Annotated in this window: 16 protein-coding genes; 12 read left to right on the plus strand and 4 right to left on the minus strand. The window is 61.1% G+C overall.

All coding sequences use genetic code 11. The annotated features are described in order from the left end of the window. Positions 1-26: 26 nt before the first annotated feature. The 4 genes from speA to WH299_RS03685 form a co-directional block, all read right to left on the minus strand. Positions 27-1,940, minus strand: a complete 1,914-nt coding sequence (gene speA, locus WH299_RS03670; protein WP_065925556.1) for an arginine decarboxylase — start codon at positions 1,938-1,940, stop codon at positions 27-29. A 143-nt stretch (positions 1,941-2,083) separates the two neighbouring features. Next, complete coding sequence (locus WH299_RS03675; protein ID WP_012722004.1) at positions 2,084-2,455, minus strand: translation initiation factor Sui1; 372 nt, start codon at positions 2,453-2,455, stop codon at positions 2,084-2,086. Between the two features lie 181 nt (positions 2,456-2,636). Further along, positions 2,637-3,173: an NUDIX hydrolase gene (locus WH299_RS03680; RefSeq protein ID WP_028615581.1), complete on the minus strand. Its 537-nt coding sequence runs from the start codon at positions 3,171-3,173 to the stop codon at positions 2,637-2,639. A 2-nt stretch (positions 3,174-3,175) separates the two neighbouring features. After that, a complete protein-coding gene (locus tag WH299_RS03685) occupies positions 3,176-4,153 on the minus strand; it encodes a DUF2333 family protein (protein ID WP_370468598.1) in 978 nt (325 codons plus the stop codon). Between the two features lie 388 nt (positions 4,154-4,541). On the opposite strand from WH299_RS03685, the gene WH299_RS03690 reads away from it, so the two are divergent. The 12 genes from WH299_RS03690 to WH299_RS03745 all read left to right on the plus strand — a co-directional run bounded on the left by WH299_RS03690 (position 4,542) and on the right by WH299_RS03745 (position 20,788). Further along, complete coding sequence (locus tag WH299_RS03690) at positions 4,542-6,212, plus strand: response regulator (RefSeq protein ID WP_123474021.1); 1,671 nt, start codon at positions 4,542-4,544, stop codon at positions 6,210-6,212. 971 nt (positions 6,213-7,183) lie between these two features. After that, positions 7,184-8,227, plus strand: coding sequence for a methyl-accepting chemotaxis protein (locus tag WH299_RS29590; protein WP_370468599.1), 1,044 nt, complete (start codon positions 7,184-7,186; stop codon positions 8,225-8,227). A 296-nt stretch (positions 8,228-8,523) separates the two neighbouring features. Beyond that, on the plus strand, positions 8,524-8,979 hold the full coding sequence (gene aroQ, locus WH299_RS03700) for a type II 3-dehydroquinate dehydratase (protein ID WP_010213488.1): 456 nt from the start codon (positions 8,524-8,526) through the stop codon (positions 8,977-8,979). 24 nt (positions 8,980-9,003) lie between these two features. Next, a complete protein-coding gene (accB, locus tag WH299_RS03705) occupies positions 9,004-9,465 on the plus strand; it encodes an acetyl-CoA carboxylase biotin carboxyl carrier protein (RefSeq protein WP_027607997.1) in 462 nt (153 codons plus the stop codon). Positions 9,466-9,482: 17 nt separating this feature from the next. Continuing rightward, positions 9,483-10,844, plus strand: coding sequence for an acetyl-CoA carboxylase biotin carboxylase subunit (accC, locus tag WH299_RS03710; protein ID WP_010213490.1), 1,362 nt, complete (start codon positions 9,483-9,485; stop codon positions 10,842-10,844). A 263-nt stretch (positions 10,845-11,107) separates the two neighbouring features. After that, entirely contained in the window at positions 11,108-11,986 is an 879-nt protein-coding gene (gene prmA, locus WH299_RS03715; RefSeq protein ID WP_122730670.1) for a 50S ribosomal protein L11 methyltransferase, read from the plus strand. Positions 11,987-12,016: 30 nt separating this feature from the next. Next, positions 12,017-13,240 carry a DUF3426 domain-containing protein gene (locus WH299_RS03720; RefSeq protein WP_123474024.1) on the plus strand — a complete coding sequence of 408 codons (1,224 nt, stop codon included), beginning with the start codon at positions 12,017-12,019 and terminating at the stop codon, positions 13,238-13,240. A 185-nt stretch (positions 13,241-13,425) separates the two neighbouring features. Beyond that, the gene (gene dusB / locus WH299_RS03725; RefSeq protein WP_016976994.1) at positions 13,426-14,439 is read left to right on the plus strand and encodes a tRNA dihydrouridine synthase DusB; all 1,014 of its coding nucleotides are present in this window, start codon (positions 13,426-13,428) and stop codon (positions 14,437-14,439) included. Then, positions 14,436-14,756, plus strand: a complete 321-nt coding sequence (gene fis / locus WH299_RS03730; protein ID WP_002555375.1) for a DNA-binding transcriptional regulator Fis — start codon at positions 14,436-14,438, stop codon at positions 14,754-14,756. Before dusB ends, fis begins: the two co-directional genes overlap by 4 nt. A gap of 82 nt (positions 14,757-14,838) precedes the next feature. Continuing rightward, a complete protein-coding gene (purH, locus tag WH299_RS03735; protein WP_122730664.1) occupies positions 14,839-16,446 on the plus strand; it encodes a bifunctional phosphoribosylaminoimidazolecarboxamide formyltransferase/IMP cyclohydrolase in 1,608 nt (535 codons plus the stop codon). Between the two features lie 174 nt (positions 16,447-16,620). Continuing rightward, positions 16,621-17,913, plus strand: a complete 1,293-nt coding sequence (purD, locus tag WH299_RS03740) for a phosphoribosylamine--glycine ligase (RefSeq protein WP_122730663.1) — start codon at positions 16,621-16,623, stop codon at positions 17,911-17,913. A gap of 100 nt (positions 17,914-18,013) precedes the next feature. After that, positions 18,014-20,788 (plus strand): hybrid sensor histidine kinase/response regulator, encoded by a 2,775-nt coding sequence (locus WH299_RS03745; protein ID WP_122730661.1) that lies wholly within the window; start codon positions 18,014-18,016, stop codon positions 20,786-20,788. The last annotated feature ends 92 nt before the right edge of the window (positions 20,789-20,880 follow it).

Raw genomic sequence — 20,880 nt, forward strand, 5'->3', positions numbered from 1 at the left:
CACCACAAAGAGCACGTTGTACGCGGTTATGAGGACAGGTACGAAGACCGTGTCAGGCCCAGGCGCAACGCGTCCAGGAACTGCGTGCGCTCACTGGCACTGATCTTCGCGCTCGCACACTTGTCACGGTAATGCGTCATCAACTCCTCCGGCGACAAGTGCACATAACGCAGCATGTCCTCGATGGTGTCGTGTGTCTCGATCCCGGCGCTGTACACCGAACCGTCTTCACGCTGGTAGATGTTCACCGAGTCGGTGTCACCAAACAGGTTGTGCATGTCGCCCAGAATCTCTTGGTAAGCACCGACCAGGAAGATACCCAGCAAGTAGTCCTCGCCTTCGTTCAAGGCGTGCACCGGCAGGCTGGTCTCGATCGACTGCTCGTCGACGTATTGCTTGATCTTGCCGTCGGAGTCACAGGTGAGGTCTTGCAGTACGGCACGGCGCAGCGGCTCTTCATCGAGGCGGTGCAGCGGCAGGATTGGCAGTACCTGGCCGATGGCCCAGGTGTCCGGCAGGCTCTGGAACACCGAGAAGTTGCAGATGTACTTGTCGGCCAGCTTGTCGTTGAGCTCGTCCAGCACCTGGCGGTGCGAGCGCTGACGGGCCTTGAGCGAGTTATGCAGGCGGCGGCACACGGCGAAGTAGCACTGTTCGGCCAGGGCTTTCTCGGCCAGGGTCAGTTTACCGTCGGCGTACTGGGTGGCCACGTCGCTCATATAGTGAGTGGCGCGCCAGTAGGTTTCGGTGACCATCTCGATGTCGGTCGGGCCGAGCAGGTCCACCAGCCATTGCACGGTTTCCGGCAGGCTTTCCTTGTTTTCGATGGTCGGGATTTCGTCGTTGTGCTTCTCGACGTCGGTCACCTGCACCACCAGCATGGCGTGGTGGGCGGTCAGGGAACGGCCGCTTTCGGAGAAGATGTTCGGGTGCGGCAGGCTCTGCGCGTCGCAGAATTCCTTGAGCATGCCCACGACCACTCCCGCGTAGTCGTCCATGTCGTAGTTGATGGAGCTGGCGTTACGCGAGTGCGTACCGTCGTAGTCCACGCCCAGGCCACCGCCGACGTCGATGTGATCCACCGGCAGGCCGAGGTTGCGCAGTTCGCCGTAGTAACGGATGGCTTCCTTGAACCCGTGCTGGTAGTCCGCCAGGTTGGCGATTTGCGAGCCCATGTGGAAGTGCAGCAGGCGGATACCCTGGTCCAGACCGGCCGCGCGGAAGCGCTCGACCACGGACAGCAGTTGCGCCGCCGACAGGCCGAACTTGGATTTCTCGCCACCGGTGTCCGCCCACTTGCTCGATGCCAGCGACGACAAACGCACGCGCAGGCCGACCTGTGGCTTGACCTTGAGGCTGGCGGCCTCTTCGATCACCAGTTCAACTTCGGATTCTTTCTCGATCACGATGAACACGTTGTGGCCGAGTTTCTGGCCCATCAGCGCGAGGCGGATGAACTCACGGTCCTTGTAACCGTTGCAGACGATGGTGCCGCCCTTCGGCGCCAGCGCCAATACGGCGAGCAGCTCAGGCTTGGAGCCGGCTTCCAGGCCGATCGACACGTTCTGGGTGGCGATGATGTTCTCGATCACCGCTTCCTGCTGGTTCACCTTGATCGGGTACAGCGCGGTGTACTTGCTCTGGTATTCCAGGCGCTCGATGTTGGCGTCGAAAGCACCGGTCAGCTGGCGTACACGGTCTTGCAGGATGTCAGGGAAGCGCACCAGCAGCGGCAACGACAGGCCGCTCTTGCGCAGCTCGTCGACTTGTTCGTACAGGTCGACCGGCGTGCTGTTCGGGCCGTTCGGACGGACTTCAACGCGACCGGCATCATTGATCGCGAAATACCCGGCCCCCCAATGGCGAATCCCGTAAACACTGCGGCTGTCCGCAACTGTCCATTGGCTGCCATCGTCTTTGCGTGTGCGTCGTACGGACATCGAAGTCCCCTATAAATGAAGTCGAAGGCACCGCCCCTATCAGAGGCTGGCGCAGTCTAAAGAATGAAAATGACGATTTGCCTGCGTGCAAGGTAGGACCCCACGCGCAGGACAGAGTTTAGACACAGGTCGGGAAGAGGCTCTCAGCCGCCGGACTTCTTGGCCTTGTACCCGAGCTTGATCAGCTCGGCCAACAGTAGCTCGACGTGATCGCCCTGGATCTCGATAACACCGTCTTTCAACGCGCCTCCGGTGCCACAGCGTTTTTTCAGCGTCGTGGCCAGTTCCTTCAGGGCTTCTTCGGCCAACGGCACGCCGGTGATGGTGGTCACCGTCTTGCCGCCACGGCCTTTGCTCTCGCGTCGTACGCGGGCAATACCGTCGCCTTCAGGGATCAGGGTCTGTTTGCAGGTACACGAATCCACGGGCTGACGACAGTCCGGGCAGTGTCGACCTGCGTCGGTGGAAAATACCAGGCCACCAAGGGCGGCGAAGGATGCGGCTTTTTTGGCCACCGGCAATCCTCTTGGGAGGACAAAGACTGATCGACACCTTCGAAGAGGTTATCGACCGCGAAGCCCCACTCAGGCAGGGGCAGCGCTACCGAACCGCCAAGGCGGTTCGGGTGAAAAGTCGCGCAGTGTAACCACAAACAGCCGACTTGCTAAGAGCCAAATGGCGCCAATTTATGCAACTTTAGCGACGTGAGGCCAGATAGCGGCGCAAGCCTTCCTGGGCGTCCGGGCAGTAAGGCTTTTGTTCGGCCTCCTGCAGGACGGTTTCGATAGGTAAAAAGCGCGCTTCCATGACCTCTTCCGGCTGCAGGCGCAGTGGCCCATCCCAGACGGCAGAGTAGGATTTACACCAGAGCCGGCTGTCGCCATCCTCGAAATAGAAATGGTCGTGCTCGACCAACTCCACTCCGCTGACGCCCAGTTCTTCCTCCAGCTCGCGGGCGGCCGATATTGAATAGGATTCACCCGCCGCTACCATTCCACCCGCCGCCGTGTCCCAGAACCCTGGATACATGGCTTTGCTCAGCGTGCGCCGATGCACACACAGCTCGCCACGGGAGTTGAACAGGAAGATAAAAGTGCAACGGCCAATCAGGCCGCGCTGACGCAGGTCGGACCTGACGAGGGTGCCGAGCAGGGTGTCCCGCTCGTCGACCCAGCAGATCAGTTCAGCATCGGAAGCCGCGCGGTGTGCGGCCTCCTTTTGAGTAGCGTCCATCATCAACCCTGGTTGAGTAGCTGACGCAAGTCGATCACTGCAGCGTTTGCCCGGGAAATATAGTTGGCCATCACCAGCGAGTGGTTCGCCAACACGCCGAAGCCACTGCCGTTGAGAATCATAGGACTCCAAACCGGCTCTTGCGAGGCTTCCAGCTCACGAATGATCTGGCGCACGCTGACAGTGGCGTTTTTCTTGGCCAGCACGTCGGCAAAGTCGACTTCGATGGCGCGCAGCAGGTGCGACAGCGCCCAAGCCTGGCCACGGGCTTCGTAGAACACGTTGTCGATCTGCATCCATGGCGTTTCCACCACTTCTTCATCGACCTGCGGCACTTCACCCGGCGCCAAGGCTTCGGTTTTCAGTGCGGTGTTCAGTTTCACCCGGCCGACGCTGGCCGACAGGCGTTGCGACAGCGAGCCCAGGCGAGTGGCGACGTCACCCAGCCAGTTGTTCAGGTTGTCGGCACGTGCATAGAACAGTGCGCCGCGCTGGTTCGGATCGGACAGGCGTGCTTCGTAGCGGCTAAGGGAATTGATGCCTTCCTGATATTCCGACTCACTGGACGGCAGCACCCAGCTCTTGTTGTCGAAGTTGAAGCGTGGCTCGGCCTTGGCCAAATCCGCGTCTTCGGCTGACTGCGACTGCGAGCGGGCGAAGTCTTTACGCAGGGCGCGGGTCAGGTCGCGCACCTGCACCAACACGCCGTATTCCCAGCTCGGCATGTTGTCCATCCACAGGCCTGGCGGGAAGCGATCGTTGGAAATGTAGCCACCGGGCTTGTTCAGCAAGGTGCCGACCACGGTCTTGAGGGTTTCGACCGTGGTGTAGCCCACCACCATCTGCTTGCCTTCCTTCTCGGCGGCCAACTGCGCATTCTGCTGCACCGGAAACAGCGCCGGCTCTTCGCTCCAGTACCAGCCCAGGGCGCCGGTGACCAACAGGTACAGGCCGAGCACGCTGAGCACGGCGCGGCTCATCAGCACGGTACGAAAATAGCCGCGGTTGGCCGACTTGGGCTCAGGCGCGGGGCCTTTGGCGCTGCCTGCACGGTTTTTCCAGTCCAGCATGGCGATATCCTTTCAATCACTTGAGTTCATGCACTTGAATTGATGGCGTGCGTTCAAACACTCCGACCACAACCCTACCCCATCGTGCCAACCCGTGCGGGGCTTTTCGCCAAACTGGCGCACAGGGCACGTTCGACTATAAAGGATGCACGCTTTTTACGCTGCGCGACCATCCAGTCAGCAACTGAATGCGACGGGCACGCAGTTTATTGACGTATGACACTCATCCAATCGGAAAGAGGTGCTAGCATAGAGCCATCAGTCGACCTCAGCATGCACCCTAACTAGTAGTCAGGATATGACCGAGCCAGAAGACCCCAGCCGTGAGCGCCTCAAGCAGCATTTTGCCCAGCGGGTAATTCATCAGGCACGTCAAATTCTTGAGATCTGGCAGCGCCTGCAACGCAGCGAATGGTCCGGCGCCGACCTCTCCGAACTCAGCGAGGCCAATTTGCGCCTGCTGCGTTTTGCCGAACGCTTCGAACAGCCGGAACACGGCCAATTGGCGCGACACATCGGTGAATCCCTCAAGGCTGTGGACGAAAACCGTGGCCGCCTGAGCAGCCACTTGATCACCGAACTCAATCGCTTGATGCAGCGCCTGTCCCGTACCGGCCTGCGCCAGGGCGACCAGCTCGAACAAACTTTCCTGCCGCCCATGCGCAAGCCGATCTACGTGATGCTGGCCGATCACGACCGCGCCGAGCGCCTGGCCAAGCAGCTGGAATTCTTTGGTATGAGCGCCCAATCCCTCGACAGCGTGGCGGCGTTTCGCGCGTCGATGGCCGAGCGCCTGCCCTCGGCGATTGTGATGGACGTGGATTTCTGCGGCGCCGGCCTGGGCCTCAAGCTCGCCGCCGAAGCCCAGGAAGGCCTGGAGCAAAAGCTGCCGCTGCTGTTTTTCAGCCTGCACGAAACCGATACCCCCACGCGCCTGGCCGCCGTGCGCGCTGGGGGCCAGGAGTTCCTCACTGGCACGCTGGAAGCGTCGAGCCTGTTGGAGAAGATCGAGGTACTGGCCTGCGTCGCCCAATACGAACCGTATAAAGTATTGATCATCGACGACTCGCGGGCCCAGGCGCTGCACACCGAGCGCCTGCTCAACAGCGCCGGCATCGTCACCCGCACGCTGATCGAGCCGATCCAGGCCATGGCCGAGCTGGCGGATTTCCAGCCCGACCTGATCATCCTCGACATGTATATGCCAGCCTGTACCGGTACCGAACTGGCCAAGGTCATCCGCCATAACGACCGTTATGTGAGCGTGCCGATCATCTACCTGTCGGCCGAGGATGACCTGGACAAGCAACTGGACGCCATGAGCGAAGGCGGCGACGACTTCCTCACCAAGCCGATCAAGCCGCGCCACCTGATCACCACCGTGCGCAATCGCGCGGCGCGTGCGCGCAACCTCAAGGCGCGGATGGTGCGCGACAGCCTGACCGGCCTGTACAACCACACTCACATCCTGCAATTGCTCGAAGACTGCAGCTTTCGTGCGCGCCGCGAGAACAAGCCGCTGAGTTTTGCCATGCTGGATATCGACCACTTCAAGCGGGTCAACGACAGCCACGGCCACCCCATGGGCGACCGTGTGATCAAGAGCCTGGCGCTGTTTCTCAAGCAACGCTTGCGCAAGACCGACTATATCGGGCGCTACGGCGGTGAAGAATTCGCCATCGTAATGCCGGATACCGACCTGGAATCGGCGTGCAAAGTGCTGGATGAAATCCGTGGGCGCTTTGCCGAAATCCACTACCCCGCCCAGCCCCAGGATTTGTGGTGTACCTTCAGCGCCGGGTTGGTCGAGCTGTGTGACGGTTCCGACAGCCTGATGATGGCGGCCCAGGCCGACGAGGCGCTGTACCGCGCCAAGGATGCCGGACGTAACCGCGTGCAGGCTGCGCGCACATCAAAGCAAAGTGCCACCTTTTCACCAGAATCCACTGATTCGGTCATAACCCTGTAATGAAAACGCAATAACTTCAGGCACTTATCTTTTGCTGTCGGTTGAAACCACGCATGCGCCTGAAGCTGCTGACCAATCTCAATACCCTTCTTCTGGTGGCCGTGTGCCTGGCGCTGGGGGCGACCCTGTGGTGGTCGCAGCGCGCGCTGGAACGGCCGTATTTGCTGATGGAGCGCTACCTGGGCCTGTCCCAGACCTTCCAGAACCAAGCGGCGCGTAATATCGACGACTACCTCGCCAGCGGCGACGCCCTGCGCTTGAGCAGTGCCAGCCAGAGCTTGGAAAACCTGTTGCAGCATCTGGATGAGTTGCCGGCGGACCTCGCGCAAAACCTGCGCCCGAGCCTGGTTGACCTGGATGCGTTCAGCAAGACTGACCTGCTGGCGGCCGGCAAGCTGGCGGGCGACCCGCAAGCCTTGTTGCTGCAGGCCGAGCGCGAATTAGGCGCGAACCTGGAGCAATTGAGTCAGTACGCCATCGGCGTGACTACCCCTGACGCCGCCCGCTATCTGCCGCCTTTGCTGGCTGCGTCGCAGCACCTGGGCAAACTGTCCCTGGCCCGCGACAAACTGGTGAGCAGCGGGCGCGCGGAACTGGCCGATGATGTGGAGCGCGAAGTCAGCAACATCCGCAGCCAAGCCGATGTGCTGGAACAACTGCCATTGCTGGGCGTGAAGGCCAGCGCCGAATCCAGCGCCGACGACTTTTCCGCACTGATGGGCCTGGAGAACACCGAAAAAACCGAAGCCCAGGACACTGGCGTCGACCTCAAGCGTGAACTCAACAGCCTGCTGACCCGCTACCCCGCCGAACTCAAGCGCACCCGCGAACAAATCCAGCAACGCACCGACCTGGCCGCCAAGACCCACCAGAAAATCGACACCGTGCAACAAGCCATCGCCGGCCTGGAGCCCGTGGTGCGCGCGCAGCACGGCAAGATCCAGGGCGAAGTGCGCCTGATTCAAGGGGTGATGATCGGCCTGATCCTGCTGATCGCGCTGCTGATCGACACCCTGCAACGCCGCCTGGCGCGGGTGCTGACCAACCTCGCTCCGGCCCTGTCGACTTGGGCCGAGGGCGATTTCAGCCAGCCGATTGCCCTGGGTAAGACCAACCGCGAGCTGCACGACATTGAAGCCTCCTTGAACCGCCTGCGCGCCTATCTGGTGGATTTGGTGGGTACGATTCGCGGCAATGCCGAGGAAGTCGCCGGCAGTAGCCGCGCACTGGCCGAATTAAGCAGCGGCCTGCACGACGGTGCCGAACGCCAGGCCGGGGATACCGCGCAGATCCGTGATTCGCTGGGTGAACTGGAAGCGACCATCCAGCAAGTCGCAGGCGATGCCAGCCAGGCGGCGGGCGCCAGTCGCAGTGCCGGTCAGGCGGTGGAGCAAGGCCAACGTGTGATCGGCCTGAGCCTGACCGGGCTGCATGCCCTGGTCGGCGAAGTACAGCAGAATGCGCAGATGATCGAAAAACTCGCCGAAGAATCAGCCACCATCGGCGGCGTGCTGACGGTGATCCGCTCGATTGCCGACCAGACCAACCTGCTCGCCCTTAACGCCGCGATCGAGGCCGCCCGCGCCGGTGAAGCCGGCCGTGGCTTTGCCGTGGTCGCCGACGAAGTCCGCTCCCTGGCCCAGCGCACCGCCGGCGCCACCGCAGAAATCCAGACCTTGATCGCCGGCCTGCAAAGCGCCGCCCATCAATCGGTGCAAGGCATGCGCGCCCAGGTCGAACACGCCGAGGCGACCGCCCAGCAAGCCCAGGCAGCGGACGGCGCGCTGGATGAAATCGTCGAGGCTATCCAGACCATTTCCGACACCGCCGTGCGCATCGCCGATGTGACGGCACAGCAGAGTGGCGCCGTCAGTGAGATTCGCGACAACAGCGAGCGGATTCACCAGTTGGGTGAAGATAACTTGCTGCGAATCGGCCAGGGCCGCAGCCAAGGTGAGCACTTGCTGGTGCTGGGTGGGCAGCTCAACACCGCCGTGCAGGCATTCCGCGTCTGACACGATCTTCAGCCTTATAGAGATCAAATGTGGGAGGGGGCTTGCCCCCGATTGCAGTGTGTCAATCTCAGCATCTGTAACTGATCCACCGGCATCGGGGGCAAGCCCCCTCCCACATTTGACCTTCATGGCATTCAGGAGCGTATTACCCATGACCGGATCACCGGCCACAGTCACAAATTTCGCGCTATCCTCGCTAATCGTGCTGCGTACTGCATAGAACTGGACAGTCACAAAGGCTTTGCGGCATAGTCGCCGGGTTCTGCCGTACCCACATCAATAACAAGGAACAGCCGATGGCGACCTTACTGGTTCTTCACGGACCCAACCTGAACCTGCTCGGCACCCGTGAACCGGGCGTCTACGGGGCAGTCACCCTGGACCAGATCAACCTCGACCTGGAGCGCAGGGCCCGTGAAGCCGGCCACCATCTGCTCTACCTGCAAAGCAATGCCGAGTACGAATTGATTGATCGCATCCATGCCGCGCGCGGCGAAGGCGTGGACTTTATCCTGATCAATCCCGCCGCTTTTACACATACAAGCGTTGCATTACGTGACGCGTTGCTGGCGGTGAGCATCCCATTCATCGAAGTGCATTTGTCGAACGTGCACAAACGCGAAGCTTTCCGCCATCACTCCTACTTCTCCGACGTAGCGGTAGGTGTGATCTGCGGCCTTGGCGCCAGCGGTTACCGACTGGCCCTGGAGGCCGCCCTGGAACAACTTGAACAACCGGCCAAGCGCCCCTGACCGACCCTTGGGAGTTGATGATTCATGGATATCCGTAAAGTTAAGAAACTGATCGAACTGCTGGAAGAATCCGGTATCGACGAGCTGGAAATCAAGGAAGGCGAAGAGTCCGTACGGATCAGCCGCCACAGCAAGACCCCAGCCCAGCAGTTCTACGCGCCACAGATGCAAGCACCGGCGCCGGCTGCTGCTCCAGCCGCCGCTCCGGCTGCCGCCGCTGCACCTGCCGCTCCAGCTGCTCCTGCGCTGAACGGTTTCGTGGTCAAGTCGCCAATGGTCGGTACGTTCTACCGCACCCCGGCACCGACCTCCCCAGCCTTCGTTGAAGTCGGCAAGACCGTGAAAGTGGGTGACACCATCTGCATCGTTGAAGCGATGAAGATGATGAACCACATCACCGCTGAAAAAGCCGGCGTCATCGAATCCATCCTGGTAGAAAACGGTCAGCCGGTTGAGTACGACCAGCCGCTGTTCACCATCGTTTGAACCGCGGAGCGCCTTCGATGTTGAAACCTGCGAAGAAACTGCAAAAAGTCCTGATCGCCAACCGCGGCGAGATCGCGCTGCGTATCCTGCGCGCCTGTAAGGAAGAGGGCATCAAGACCGTCGCTGTTTACTCGACGGCCGATACCGAATTGATGCACGTGAAACTGGCGGACGAAAGCATCTGCATTGGCCCGCCACTGGCCACGAACTCGTACCTGAAAGTCTCGAACATCATCGCGGCCGCTGAAGTGACTGGCGCTGATGGCATCCACCCGGGCTACGGCTTCCTTGCGGAAAACGCTGACTTCGCCGAACAGGTGGAGAAATCCGGTTTTGCCTTCATCGGCCCTAAAGCCGAAACCATTCGCCTGATGGGCGACAAGGTGTCGGCCAAGGACGCCATGATCGCGGCCGGCGTGCCTACCGTTCCTGGCTCCGACGGCCCGCTGCCGGAAGACGAAGAAACCGCGCTGCGCATTGGTCGTGAAGTCGGCTACCCGGTGATCATCAAGGCCGCCGGTGGCGGTGGTGGTCGCGGCATGCGCGTGGTGCACAAGGAAGAAGACCTGATCGAAGCGGCCAAGCAGACTCGCTCCGAAGCGGGCGCCTGGTTCGGCAACCCGATGGTCTACCTGGAGAAGTACCTGACCAACCCACGTCACGTGGAAGTGCAAGTACTGTCCGACGGCCAAGGCCACGCCATCCACCTGGGCGACCGCGATTGCTCGCTGCAACGTCGTCACCAGAAGGTCCTGGAAGAAGCGCCAGCACCGGGTCTGGACGAAAAAGCGCGCCAGGAAGTACTGGCTCGTTGCGTCAAGGCGTGCATCGACATCAACTACCGTGGCGCGGGTACTTTCGAGTTCCTGTACGAGAACGGTCGTTTCTACTTCATCGAGATGAACACTCGTGTGCAGGTAGAGCACCCGGTGTCGGAGATGGTCACCGGTATCGACATCGTCAAGGAGATGCTCAGCATCGCCGCCGGCAACCCGCTGTCCTTCACCCAGGACGACGTGAAGATGCACGGCCACTCCCTGGAGTGCCGCATCAACGCCGAAGACCCGAAAACCTTTATCCCAAGCCCTGGCCTGGTCAAGCATTTCCACGCGCCCGGCGGCAACGGCGTACGTGTGGATTCGCACCTGTACAGCGGCTACAAGGTTCCGTCCAACTACGACTCGCTGATCGGCAAGCTGATCACCTGGGGCGCCACCCGTGACGAGGCCATGGCCCGTATGCGCAACGCCCTGGACGAAATCGTGGTCGACGGCATCAAGACCAACATCCCGCTGCATCGGGATCTGGTTCGCGATGAAGGCTTCTGCGAAGGTGGTGTGAACATTCACTACCTGGAACACAAGCTGGCTAACCAGTAAGTGCTCCACCCAACAAGGCCGCCTTCGGGCGGCTTTGTTGTTTCTGGGCCCTGGGTTTTGCTGGATGGATACATCACCCTGTGGGAGCGGGCTTGCTCGCGAATGCGGTGCATCAGCTAAAATACTCTTCACTGACTCACCGCATTCGCGAGCAAGCCCGCTCCCACATTTGTTATGTGTACACCCCTCCCGCCGCTCGCGTAAACTTGCGCGCTTTCGCAGCCCTACCCCGCTGCACACTCATTTTTTCAAAGGTGCCCGCCATGCCTTGGCTGCAAGTCCGTCTCGCCATCAGCCCAGAACAAGCCGAAACCTACGAAGACGCGTTTCTCGAAGTCGGCGCCGTCTCGGTGACCTTCATGGACGCCGAAGACCAGCCGATCTTCGAACCCGAACTCAACACCACCCCGCTGTGGTCCCACACCCATTTGTTGGCCCTGTTCGAGGACGGCACCGATGCCGCCGCCGTGCTGGCCCACATGGAATTGCTCACCGGCGGCCCGCTGCCAGAGCATCACAGCGAAGTCATCGAAGACCAGGACTGGGAACGCAGCTGGATGGACAATTTCCAGCCGATGCGTTTCGGCCAGCGCCTGTGGATCGTGCCAAGCTGGCACGCCGCGCCTGAACCAGACGCCGTCAATCTGCTGCTGGACCCGGGCCTCGCGTTTGGCACCGGCACCCACCCCACCACCGCGCTGTGCCTGGAATGGCTGGACGGCCAGGATCTGAACGACAGCCATGTGCTGGACTTCGGTTGCGGCTCTGGGATCCTGGCGATTGCCGCATTGCTCTTGGGCGCCAAAGAAGCCGTCGGCACCGACATCGACGTACAAGCGCTGGAAGCCTCCCGCGATAACGCCGGGCGCAACAACATCCCTGAAGGCAAATTCCCGCTTTACCTGCCGGAGCAACTGCCCCAAGTGCAGGCCGACGTGCTGGTCGCGAACATCCTCGCCGGGCCACTGGTTTCGCTGGCGCCGCAGCTGTCGAGCCTGGTCAAGCCGGGCGGGCGCCTGGCGCTGTCGGGCATCCTGGCCGAGCAGGGCGAAGACGTCGCCGCTGCCTACGCGAAGGATTTCGAGCTGGATCCGATCGCCAACCGCGATGGCTGGGTACGCATCAGCGGTCGTCGGCGCTAGAATGAGCGCTTGCCTGAATCGGATGGCCGCATGACCGACAGTTTCGTCACCCAGTGCCCGCATTGCCAAGCACGCTTTCGTGTCAACCACGCTCAATTGAGCGTGGCCCGTGGCGTGGTGCGCTGTGGTTCGTGCCTGCAAGTGTTCAATGCCGCTCGTCAGTTGCTAGAGCAGCGCGACCAAGCGTCCGCGCCTGAGCCAGACGTGCCGGTTGAGCTGACGCCTGAACCAGCGCGGGCCATCAGCCAGAAGCAGTGGACTGCCGAAGAGCTGGACCTGGACAATCTGGACCTGGACGAAGAACTGGCCAAACTGGAACGCCGCGAGATTCAGCACACGTTGCCGATCGGTGCAGATCGTCGCCAGTCCGGTATCGACCGCCGCCAAAAGGAAGAATCCTTCAGCGCCAGCCGTGACACGGTCAAGGCCGAAGAGGAAAAATGGGCAGCGAGCTTGTTCAGCGAGCCGCCTGAAGAGCGCATCGACGTCACTGAAGACGCACCCGAACCTGCGACGAGGCAGCGCACAGAACCGTCCATGTCGTTCCACACCGACGATATCGACGATGAGCCGCCGCTGCGCTCAACGCCAGACGATGACGACATCGAACCGCCGTTCACGCCACTGACCCAATCGGCCGATGACGTAGAACCCGAAGAACGCCCCAAAGCCCGTCGCAAGCGCCCGCGCGCCGAAACGAGCGTGCAAGACGACCAACTGCTGGATCTCGAAGACGACCCGCTGCACCTCTACGCGCAAAAGCGTCCGGCCAGCCTGGGCCGTCGTCTGATCTGGCTATTGCTGGTACTGATCGCCGCCGCCGGTCTCGCAGGCCAGTACATCGCCTACCAATTCGACGAACTGGCCCGCCAGGACGCCTATCGCCCGTGGTTCCAGCAACTGTGCCCCACACTGGGCTGCACGGTGCCATCACGGGTCGATATCGCCCACATCAAGAGCAGCAACCTGGTGGTGCGCAGCCATCCGGATTTCGCAGGAGCACTGGTGGTGGACGCGATTATCTACAACCGTGCGACCTTCTCCCAGCCCTTCCCACTGCTGGAGCTGCGTTTTGCCGATTTGAATGGCAGCCTGATTGCCAGTCGTCGCTTCAAACCCGCCGAATACCTCAGCGGTGAGTTGGCCGGAGTAAGCGAAATGCCCTCGCAGACCCCGATCCATATCTCCCTGGATATCCTCGATCCGGGCAATAAAGCCGTGAATTACAGCCTGAGCTTTCACTCGCCAGAGTGAATCGGTGCATGGGTTGAGATTTGACGGCAGGTTATTGACTTTCCCGGGCGCAACCAAACCGGTGGCGATAAAGAAATAACTGTTCAGATTTTATCCAATTCAGCCTTTATCCAGTCATCGAGAGCGGGTATCATGCCAACCCTTTTTCGAACTCTAATGATCCGGCCCCACAACAGGGAAGTCCTATGTCGGCGGTACGCATCGGCCCATATACATTGCAGAACGGCTTGATCCTCGCCCCGATGGCGGGGGTTACCGACCAGCCCTTTCGTCAGCTGTGCAAGCGATTGGGCGCGGGTCTAGTAGTCTCGGAAATGGTCACCAGCGACATGAGCTTGTGGAACACCCGCAAATCGCGGATGCGCATGATCCACGAAGGTGATCCCGAGCCCCGCTCGGTACAGATCGCCGGTGGCGATGCACAGATGCTGGCGGATGCGGCCCGGGCCAACGTGGAGTTGGGGGCGCAGATCATCGACATCAACATGGGCTGCCCGGCCAAGAAGGTCTGCAACAAGGCCGCCGGTTCCGCACTGTTGAAAGATGAGCAATTGGTTGCCGAGATCCTGCAGGCCGTTGTCGCCGCAGTGGATGTGCCGGTCACCCTGAAGATCCGTACCGGCTGGGACCGGGACAACAAGAACGGCCTGACAGTGGCGAAGATCGCCGAACAGGCAGGCATTACAGCGCTGGCGGTGCATGGCCGCACCCGCGCCGACCTTTACACCGGTGAAGCCGAGTACGACACCATCGCTGCGATCAAGCAGGCGGTGTCGATGCCGGTGTTTGCCAATGGCGACATCGATTCAGCCGAGAAAGCCCGGCGCGTACTGCACGCCACCGGCGCCGATGGCTTGTTGATTGGTCGGGCTGCCCAGGGGCGGCCGTGGATTTTTCGTGAGATCGAGCATTTTCTGCGTACTGGCGAAGTGTTGCCGGCACCGGAGCTGATCGAGGTGGAACGTATTCTGCTAGAGCATCTGGCCGCCCTGCACGCCTTCTATGGGGACGTGATGGGAGTACGCATTGCTCGTAAGCATGTCGGCTGGTATCTCGCAACCCTGCCGGGCGCCAGGGAGTTTCGCGCCCACTTCAATCGTTTGGATGATACGGAAGCACAGTGCGCCAACGTTCGTGAGTTCTTCAGCGAGCGTTACAAGAGCCTGGGGACAGGGGACGGAGAGGGGGTGGCCGCATGACGATGATGACCGAGACTTTAGTGAGTGGAACAACACCCGTGAGCGACAACGTCAATTTGAAACAGCACCTCAACACGCCGAGCGAAGAAGGCCAGACCCTTCGCGGGAGTGTCGAGAAGGCGCTGCACAATTATTTCGCCCACCTTGAGGGCGCTTCCGTCACGGACGTGTACAACCTGGTGCTCTCCGAAGTCGAGGCACCCTTGCTCGAAAGCGTGATGAACTACGTCAAGGGCAACCAGACCAAAGCCAGTGAGCTGCTGGGCCTCAACCGTGGCACCTTGCGCAAAAAGCTCAAGCAATACGATTTGCTGTAAGCATTCAATCAAACCAGAAAGGCGCCCGCGTAAAACCGGTCGCCTTTTTTGCTGACTTCCTTTGCTTTTGATGGAAATTGAAATGACCGACCAGACTACCCGCCTGCCGATCCGCCGCGCCTTGATCAGCGTCTCCGACAAGACCGGGATCCTCGAATTTGCCCGGGAGCTGGAAGCCCTGGGCGTGGAAATCCTCTCCACGGGCGGGACCTTCAAACTGCTGCAGGACAACGGCGTGGCCGCAGTAGAAGTGGCGGACTACACCGGTTTCGCAGAAATGATGGACGGTCGGGTCAAGACCCTGCACCCGAAAATCCACGGTGGCATCCTCGGCCGTCGCGGCACCGACGACGCGATCATGGCCGAACACGGCATCAAGCCGATCGACTTGGTGGCCGTTAACCTCTACCCGTTCGAAGCCACCATCAACAAGCCAGGCTGCGACTTGCCGACCGCCATCGAAAACATCGATATCGGCGGCCCGACCATGGTGCGCTCGGCGGCCAAGAACCACAAAGACGTGGCCATCGTGGTCAACGCCAGCGATTACGCCAACGTGCTGGAAAGCCTGAAGGCCGGTGGCCTGACCTACGCCCAGCGCTTCGACCTGATGCTCAAGGCCTTCGAACACACCGCCGCCTACGACGGCATGATCGCCAACTACATGGGCACTGTTAACCAGGCTGCTGAAACACTGTCCACCGAAGGCCGCAGCCAGTTCCCGCGCACCTTCAACAGCCAGTTCATCAAGGCCCAGGAAATGCGCTACGGCGAGAACCCGCACCAGAGCGCGGCGTTCTACGTAGAAGCCAAGCCTGCCGAAGTGGGCATCGCCACCGCGACCCAGCTGCAAGGCAAAGAGCTGTCCTACAACAACGTGGCCGACACCGACGCCGCGCTGGAATGTGTGAAGAGCTTCGTCAAGCCGGCCTGCGTGATCGTCAAGCACGCCAACCCGTGCGGCGTGGCGGTCAGCCCGGACGCTGAAGGCGGTATCCGCCAGGCGTACGAACTGGCCTACGCCACAGACACCGAATCCGCGTTTGGCGGCATCATCGCCTTCAACCGTGAACTGGATGCCGAGACCGCCAAGGCGATCGTCGAGCGTCAGTTCGTTGAAGTGATCATCGCCCCAAGCGTCAGCGAAGAAGCCCGCGCTATCGTGGCGGCCAAAACCAACGTACGCCTGCTGGCCTGCGGTGAGTGGTCGACTGAGCGTGCGGCTGCCTGGGACTACAAGCGCGTCAACGGCGGCTTGCTGGTACAGAGCCGCGACATCGGCATGATCGGCAGCCAGGACCTGAAAGTCGTGACCAAACGCGCGCCGACCGAGCAAGAGATCAACGACCTGATCTTCGCCTGGAAAGTGGCCAAGTACGTTAAATCCAACGCCATCGTCTACGCCAAGAACCGCCAGACCATTGGTGTCGGTGCCGGCCAGATGAGCCGCGTGAACTCGGCGCGTATCGCCGCGATCAAGGCTGAACACGCTGGCTTGCAAGTCGTGGGTTCGGTAATGGCTTCCGATGCGTTCTTCCCGTTCCGTGACGGCCTGGACAATGCCGCGAAAGCCGGTGTTACCGCCGTGATCCAACCGGGTGGCTCGATGCGTGATGCTGAAGTCATCGCTGCCGCTGATGAAGCTGGCATCGCTATGGTCTTCACCGGTATGCGCCACTTCCGCCACTGATTGATTAGATCGCCTGTGGGCACCGGCTCCATGTGGGAGCTGGCTTGCCTGCGATAGCATCACCCTGGTCTGGCTGGACGACCGAGGTGCCTGCATCGCGGGTAAGCCCGGCTCCCACAGAAAAGCACAGCCCACGGTGCTCTCCCGAATTCAGCGTCATCCGAGGTTTTTGAAATGAATGTTTTGATCATTGGCAGCGGTGGCCGTGAACACGCCCTGGCCTGGAAAGTTGCCCAGGACCCGCGCGTCCAGAAAGTATTCGTAGCACCCGGCAACGCCGGTACCGCCATTGAAGCCAAGTGCGAGAACGTCGCTATCGACGTGCTGGCCCTTGAGCAGTTGGCAGACTTTGCTGAAAAGAATGTGTCCCTGACCATCGTCGGTCCGGAAGTGCCATTGGTTGCCGGCGTGGTGGACCTGTTCCGCAGCCGTGGCCTGGATTGCTTCGGCCCAACCGCCGGCGCGGCCCAGCTGGAAGGTTCCAAGGCATTCACCAAGGACTTCCTGGCACGCCACAAGATCCCGACCGCCGACTACCAGAACTTCACCGAGATCGAGCCGGCCCTGGCTTACCTGCGTGAAAAAGGTGCGCCGATCGTGATCAAGGCCGATGGCCTGGCCGCCGGCAAAGGCGTGATCGTCGCCATGACCCTGCAGGAAGCCGAAGACGCCGTGCGCGACATGCTCGCTGGCAACGCTTTTGGTGACGCTGGTTCACGCGTGGTGATCGAGGAATTCCTCGACGGCGAAGAAGCCAGCTTCATCGTGATGGTCGACGGCAAGAACGTCTTGCCAATGGCCACCAGCCAGGACCACAAACGCGTCGGCGACGGTGACACCGGCCCGAACACCGGCGGCATGGGTGCCTACTCCCCTGCCCCGGTGGTCACCGCCGACGTGCACCAGCGCGTCATGGACCTGGTGATCTGGCCGACCGTGCGCGGCATGGCCGACGAAGGCAATGTGTACACCGGCTTCCTGTATGCCGGCCTGATGATCGACAAAGCCGGTAACCCGAAAGTCATCGAGTTCAACTGCCGCTTCGGCGACCCGGAAACCCAACCGGTGATGCTGCGCCTGCAATCGAGCCTGGTTCTGCTGGTGGAAGCTGCCCTGGCCCAGGCCCTGGACAAGGTGGAAGCCCAGTGGGATCCACGTCCGAGTGTCGGTATTGTGCTGGCGGCCGGTGGCTACCCTGCTGACTACGCCAAGGGCGACGTGATTGAAGGTCTCGACGCGGCTGCTACGCTGGAAGGCAAAGTGTTCCATGCGGGCACTGCGCTCAAGGATGGCCAGGTCGTGACCGCCGGTGGCCGTGTGTTGTGCGCTACCGCCATGGGCGCCAGCGTCGACGCCGCGCAGCAACAGGCTTACAAGCTGGCTGCAAAAATCGACTGGAATGGCTGCTTCTACCGCAAGGACATTGGCTATCGCGCCATTGCGCGGGAGCGTGGCGAGAGCCAGTAAGCTGCTATCCGTTCGGCTAGGCAAGGGCCTCTGGCCCTTGCCGTATGCCGGCCGACCCGCGCATAGTTAACCGTGCATCAACCTACGAAGGGATTTCGCCGTGCGCTGGCTCAGGATCGCCATAGGTTTCACTGTCAGTCTGCTGACACTGCTCTGCTTGTTCCCGGCCCAGGCCGCCGCGCAAGGCAGTGGCTGGGCAGTATTGCTTGATGAACAGGCCGACCTGCAACTGAGCGACATCCGTTCCTCGCGCTACACCAATCAATTCAGCCCCATCGAACTGGACCGCCTTACCGCCGCCGAACCCGACGGTGCGTTGTGGGTGCGTTTCAAGCTGCAACCCGGCAAGCACGAACAAGTACTTCGGGTCTTTGCCCCGGATTTGTCCCACCTGAGCCTCTACGTACTCGATGGCGACACCCTGGTGGAGCAACAAAGTACCGGCACACGCCAGCCCCAGGCCGAGCGCCCGTTACCCAGCAGTGACTTCATGCTGCCGATGCCCCAAAGCCAGAAACCTTTAGAGGTCTACCTGCGCCTGGTCTCGGAACATGAACTGCGCCCCTATATCACCCTGGAACCGGCCGTGCTCGCCGCCGCCGACCAGACCCAGACACTGATCTACGGCCTGTTGTTCGGCTGTCTGCTGATGCTGATCCTGCATAACATCACCCGTTTCGCCTACCACCGCTCGCGCAGCAGCCTGTGGCTGGCGGCTTGCGAGATCCTGCTGATGCTCAGCCTCGCACTGCTGCTCAACCTGATCGGCCCCTGGCTGCCAAACTGGCACGCGATCCAGACGCCGGGCGCCTACCTGGCCCTGCTGCTGACCGCGCCGTGTGGGCTGATGTTTGCCTACCGGTTCTTCATGCCGCTGGGCCCACACCCGCTGAACAAGCTGTTGATGGCCGACATCCTGTTTATCGTCCTGTGCGGCCTGCTGCTGTTGTTCGTCAACACCCTGCCGCTGAACATCATCACCTATGCCCTGGTGGCATTGGCTGGCTTGAGCATGCTGTTTGTCTCGGCCTATCACTGGCAGAAAGGCTACCGCCCGGCACGCCTGTTCGTGGCGGCGATGGTGGTGTTCAACATCGGTACGCTGATCATCCTGCCGGCGCTGTTGGGCCTGACGATGGTCTCGCCACAGGGCCTGATCGTGACGCTGCTGGCGTTTATCTGTCTCAGTGGTCTGTTGATGAGCTTGGCGCTGGGCGAACGCCAGCGGGCGATTGTCGAAGCGCGCTTCAGCCTCAGCCGTGACCTGGCGGCAAGCAATGCTGAGATCGCCGCCAAGGCCGAGTTCCTGGCCAAGATCAGCCACGAAATCCGCACGCCTATGAACGGCGTGCTGGGCATGACCGAATTGCTGCTGGGCACGCCGCTGTCGGTAAAACAGCGCGACTACGTGCAGACCATCCACAGTGCTGGCAATGAACTGCTCACGCTGATCAACGAAATCCTCGATATTTCCAAGCTGGAATCCGGCCAGATCGAATTGGATGACGTGCAGTTCGACCTCAACGCGCTGATCGAAGACTGCCTGAGTATTTTCCGCGCCAAGGCCGAGCAACAGAACGTCGAACTGATCAGCTTTATCCAGCCCCAAGTGCCCCGTGTGATCAGCGGCGACCCGACGCGCCTGCGCCAGGCCATGTTGAGCCTGCTGGAAAATGCCCTGCAGAAGACCGACGAAGGCGAGGTGCTGATCGTCGTCGCGCTGGATGATCGCAGCACCAAGCCGCGTCTGCGCATTGCCGTGCAGGACAGCGGCCTGCCGATGGAAGCCGCCGAACGTGACGCCCTGCTGCACAGCGAACTGCACAGCAAGAATTTCTTCTCGGCCACCCGCCTGAACGGCCATCTGGGCCTGGTCATCGCGCGCCAATTGATCCTGCTGATGAATGGCGAGTTCGGTATCAAGAGCGGCAGCCATCAGGGCAGCACCTTGTGGCTGACCCTGCCGCTGGACCCGGAACGCCTGGAACACCCGACCTCCGACCTCGACGGCCCACTCAAGGGCGCGCGGGTGCTGGTGGTGGACGACAACGACACCTGCCGCAAAGTATTGGTGCAGCAATGCTCGGCCTGGGGCCTCAACGTCAGCGCGGTGCCGTCGGGCAAGGAAGCCCTGGCATTGCTGCGCACCAAGGCACACCTGCGCGATTACTTCGACGTGGTGCTGCTTGACCAGAACATGCCCGGCATGACCGGCATGCAACTGGCGGCGAAGATCAAGGAAGACCCAAGCCTGAACCACGACATCCTGTTGATCATGCTCACCGGTATCAGCAACGCGCCGAGCAAGATCATCGCGCGCAATTGCGGGATCAAGCGCATCCTCGCCAAGCCCGTGGCGGGCTACACGCTCAAGACCACCCTGGCCGACGAACTGACCCAGCGCAGCAAGGGCAACGTCCCACCCCGTCCGGTCCTCAATGCACCGGCCGCCATCACCGTGCCGACGGATTTCCGCATCCTGGTGGCCGAAGACAACAGCATCTCCACCAAGGTGATCCGTGGCATGCTCGGCAAGCTCAACCTCAACCCCGACACCGCCAGCAATGGCGAAGAGGCGCTGGAGGCGATGAAGGCCCAACGTTATGACCTGGTGCTGATGGACTGTGAAATGCCGATCCTCGATGGCTTTTCGGCGACCCAACAACTGCGCGCGTGGGAAGTCAGCCACCAGCGTATTCGCACACCGGTGGTGGCGCTGACGGCGCACATTCTGTCGGAACATAAAGAGCGTGCACGCCAGGCCGGGATGGACGGGCACATGGCCAAACCGGTGGAGTTGTCGCAGTTGCGTGAGCTGGTGGAGTTCTGGGTGGCGCAGCGTCAGCAGAAACAAGAACACAGCACTGCTTCCTGACCTGGAATGCTCTCCCCTGTGGGAGCTGGCTTGCCTGCGATAGCGGTGTGTCAGACACAAATCAGTTGCCTGAGCCATCGTCATCGCAGGCA

It is taken from the genome of Pseudomonas sp. MYb541 (genome assembly GCF_037479595.1).
Lineage (GTDB): Bacteria > Pseudomonadota > Gammaproteobacteria > Pseudomonadales > Pseudomonadaceae > Aquipseudomonas > Aquipseudomonas canadensis.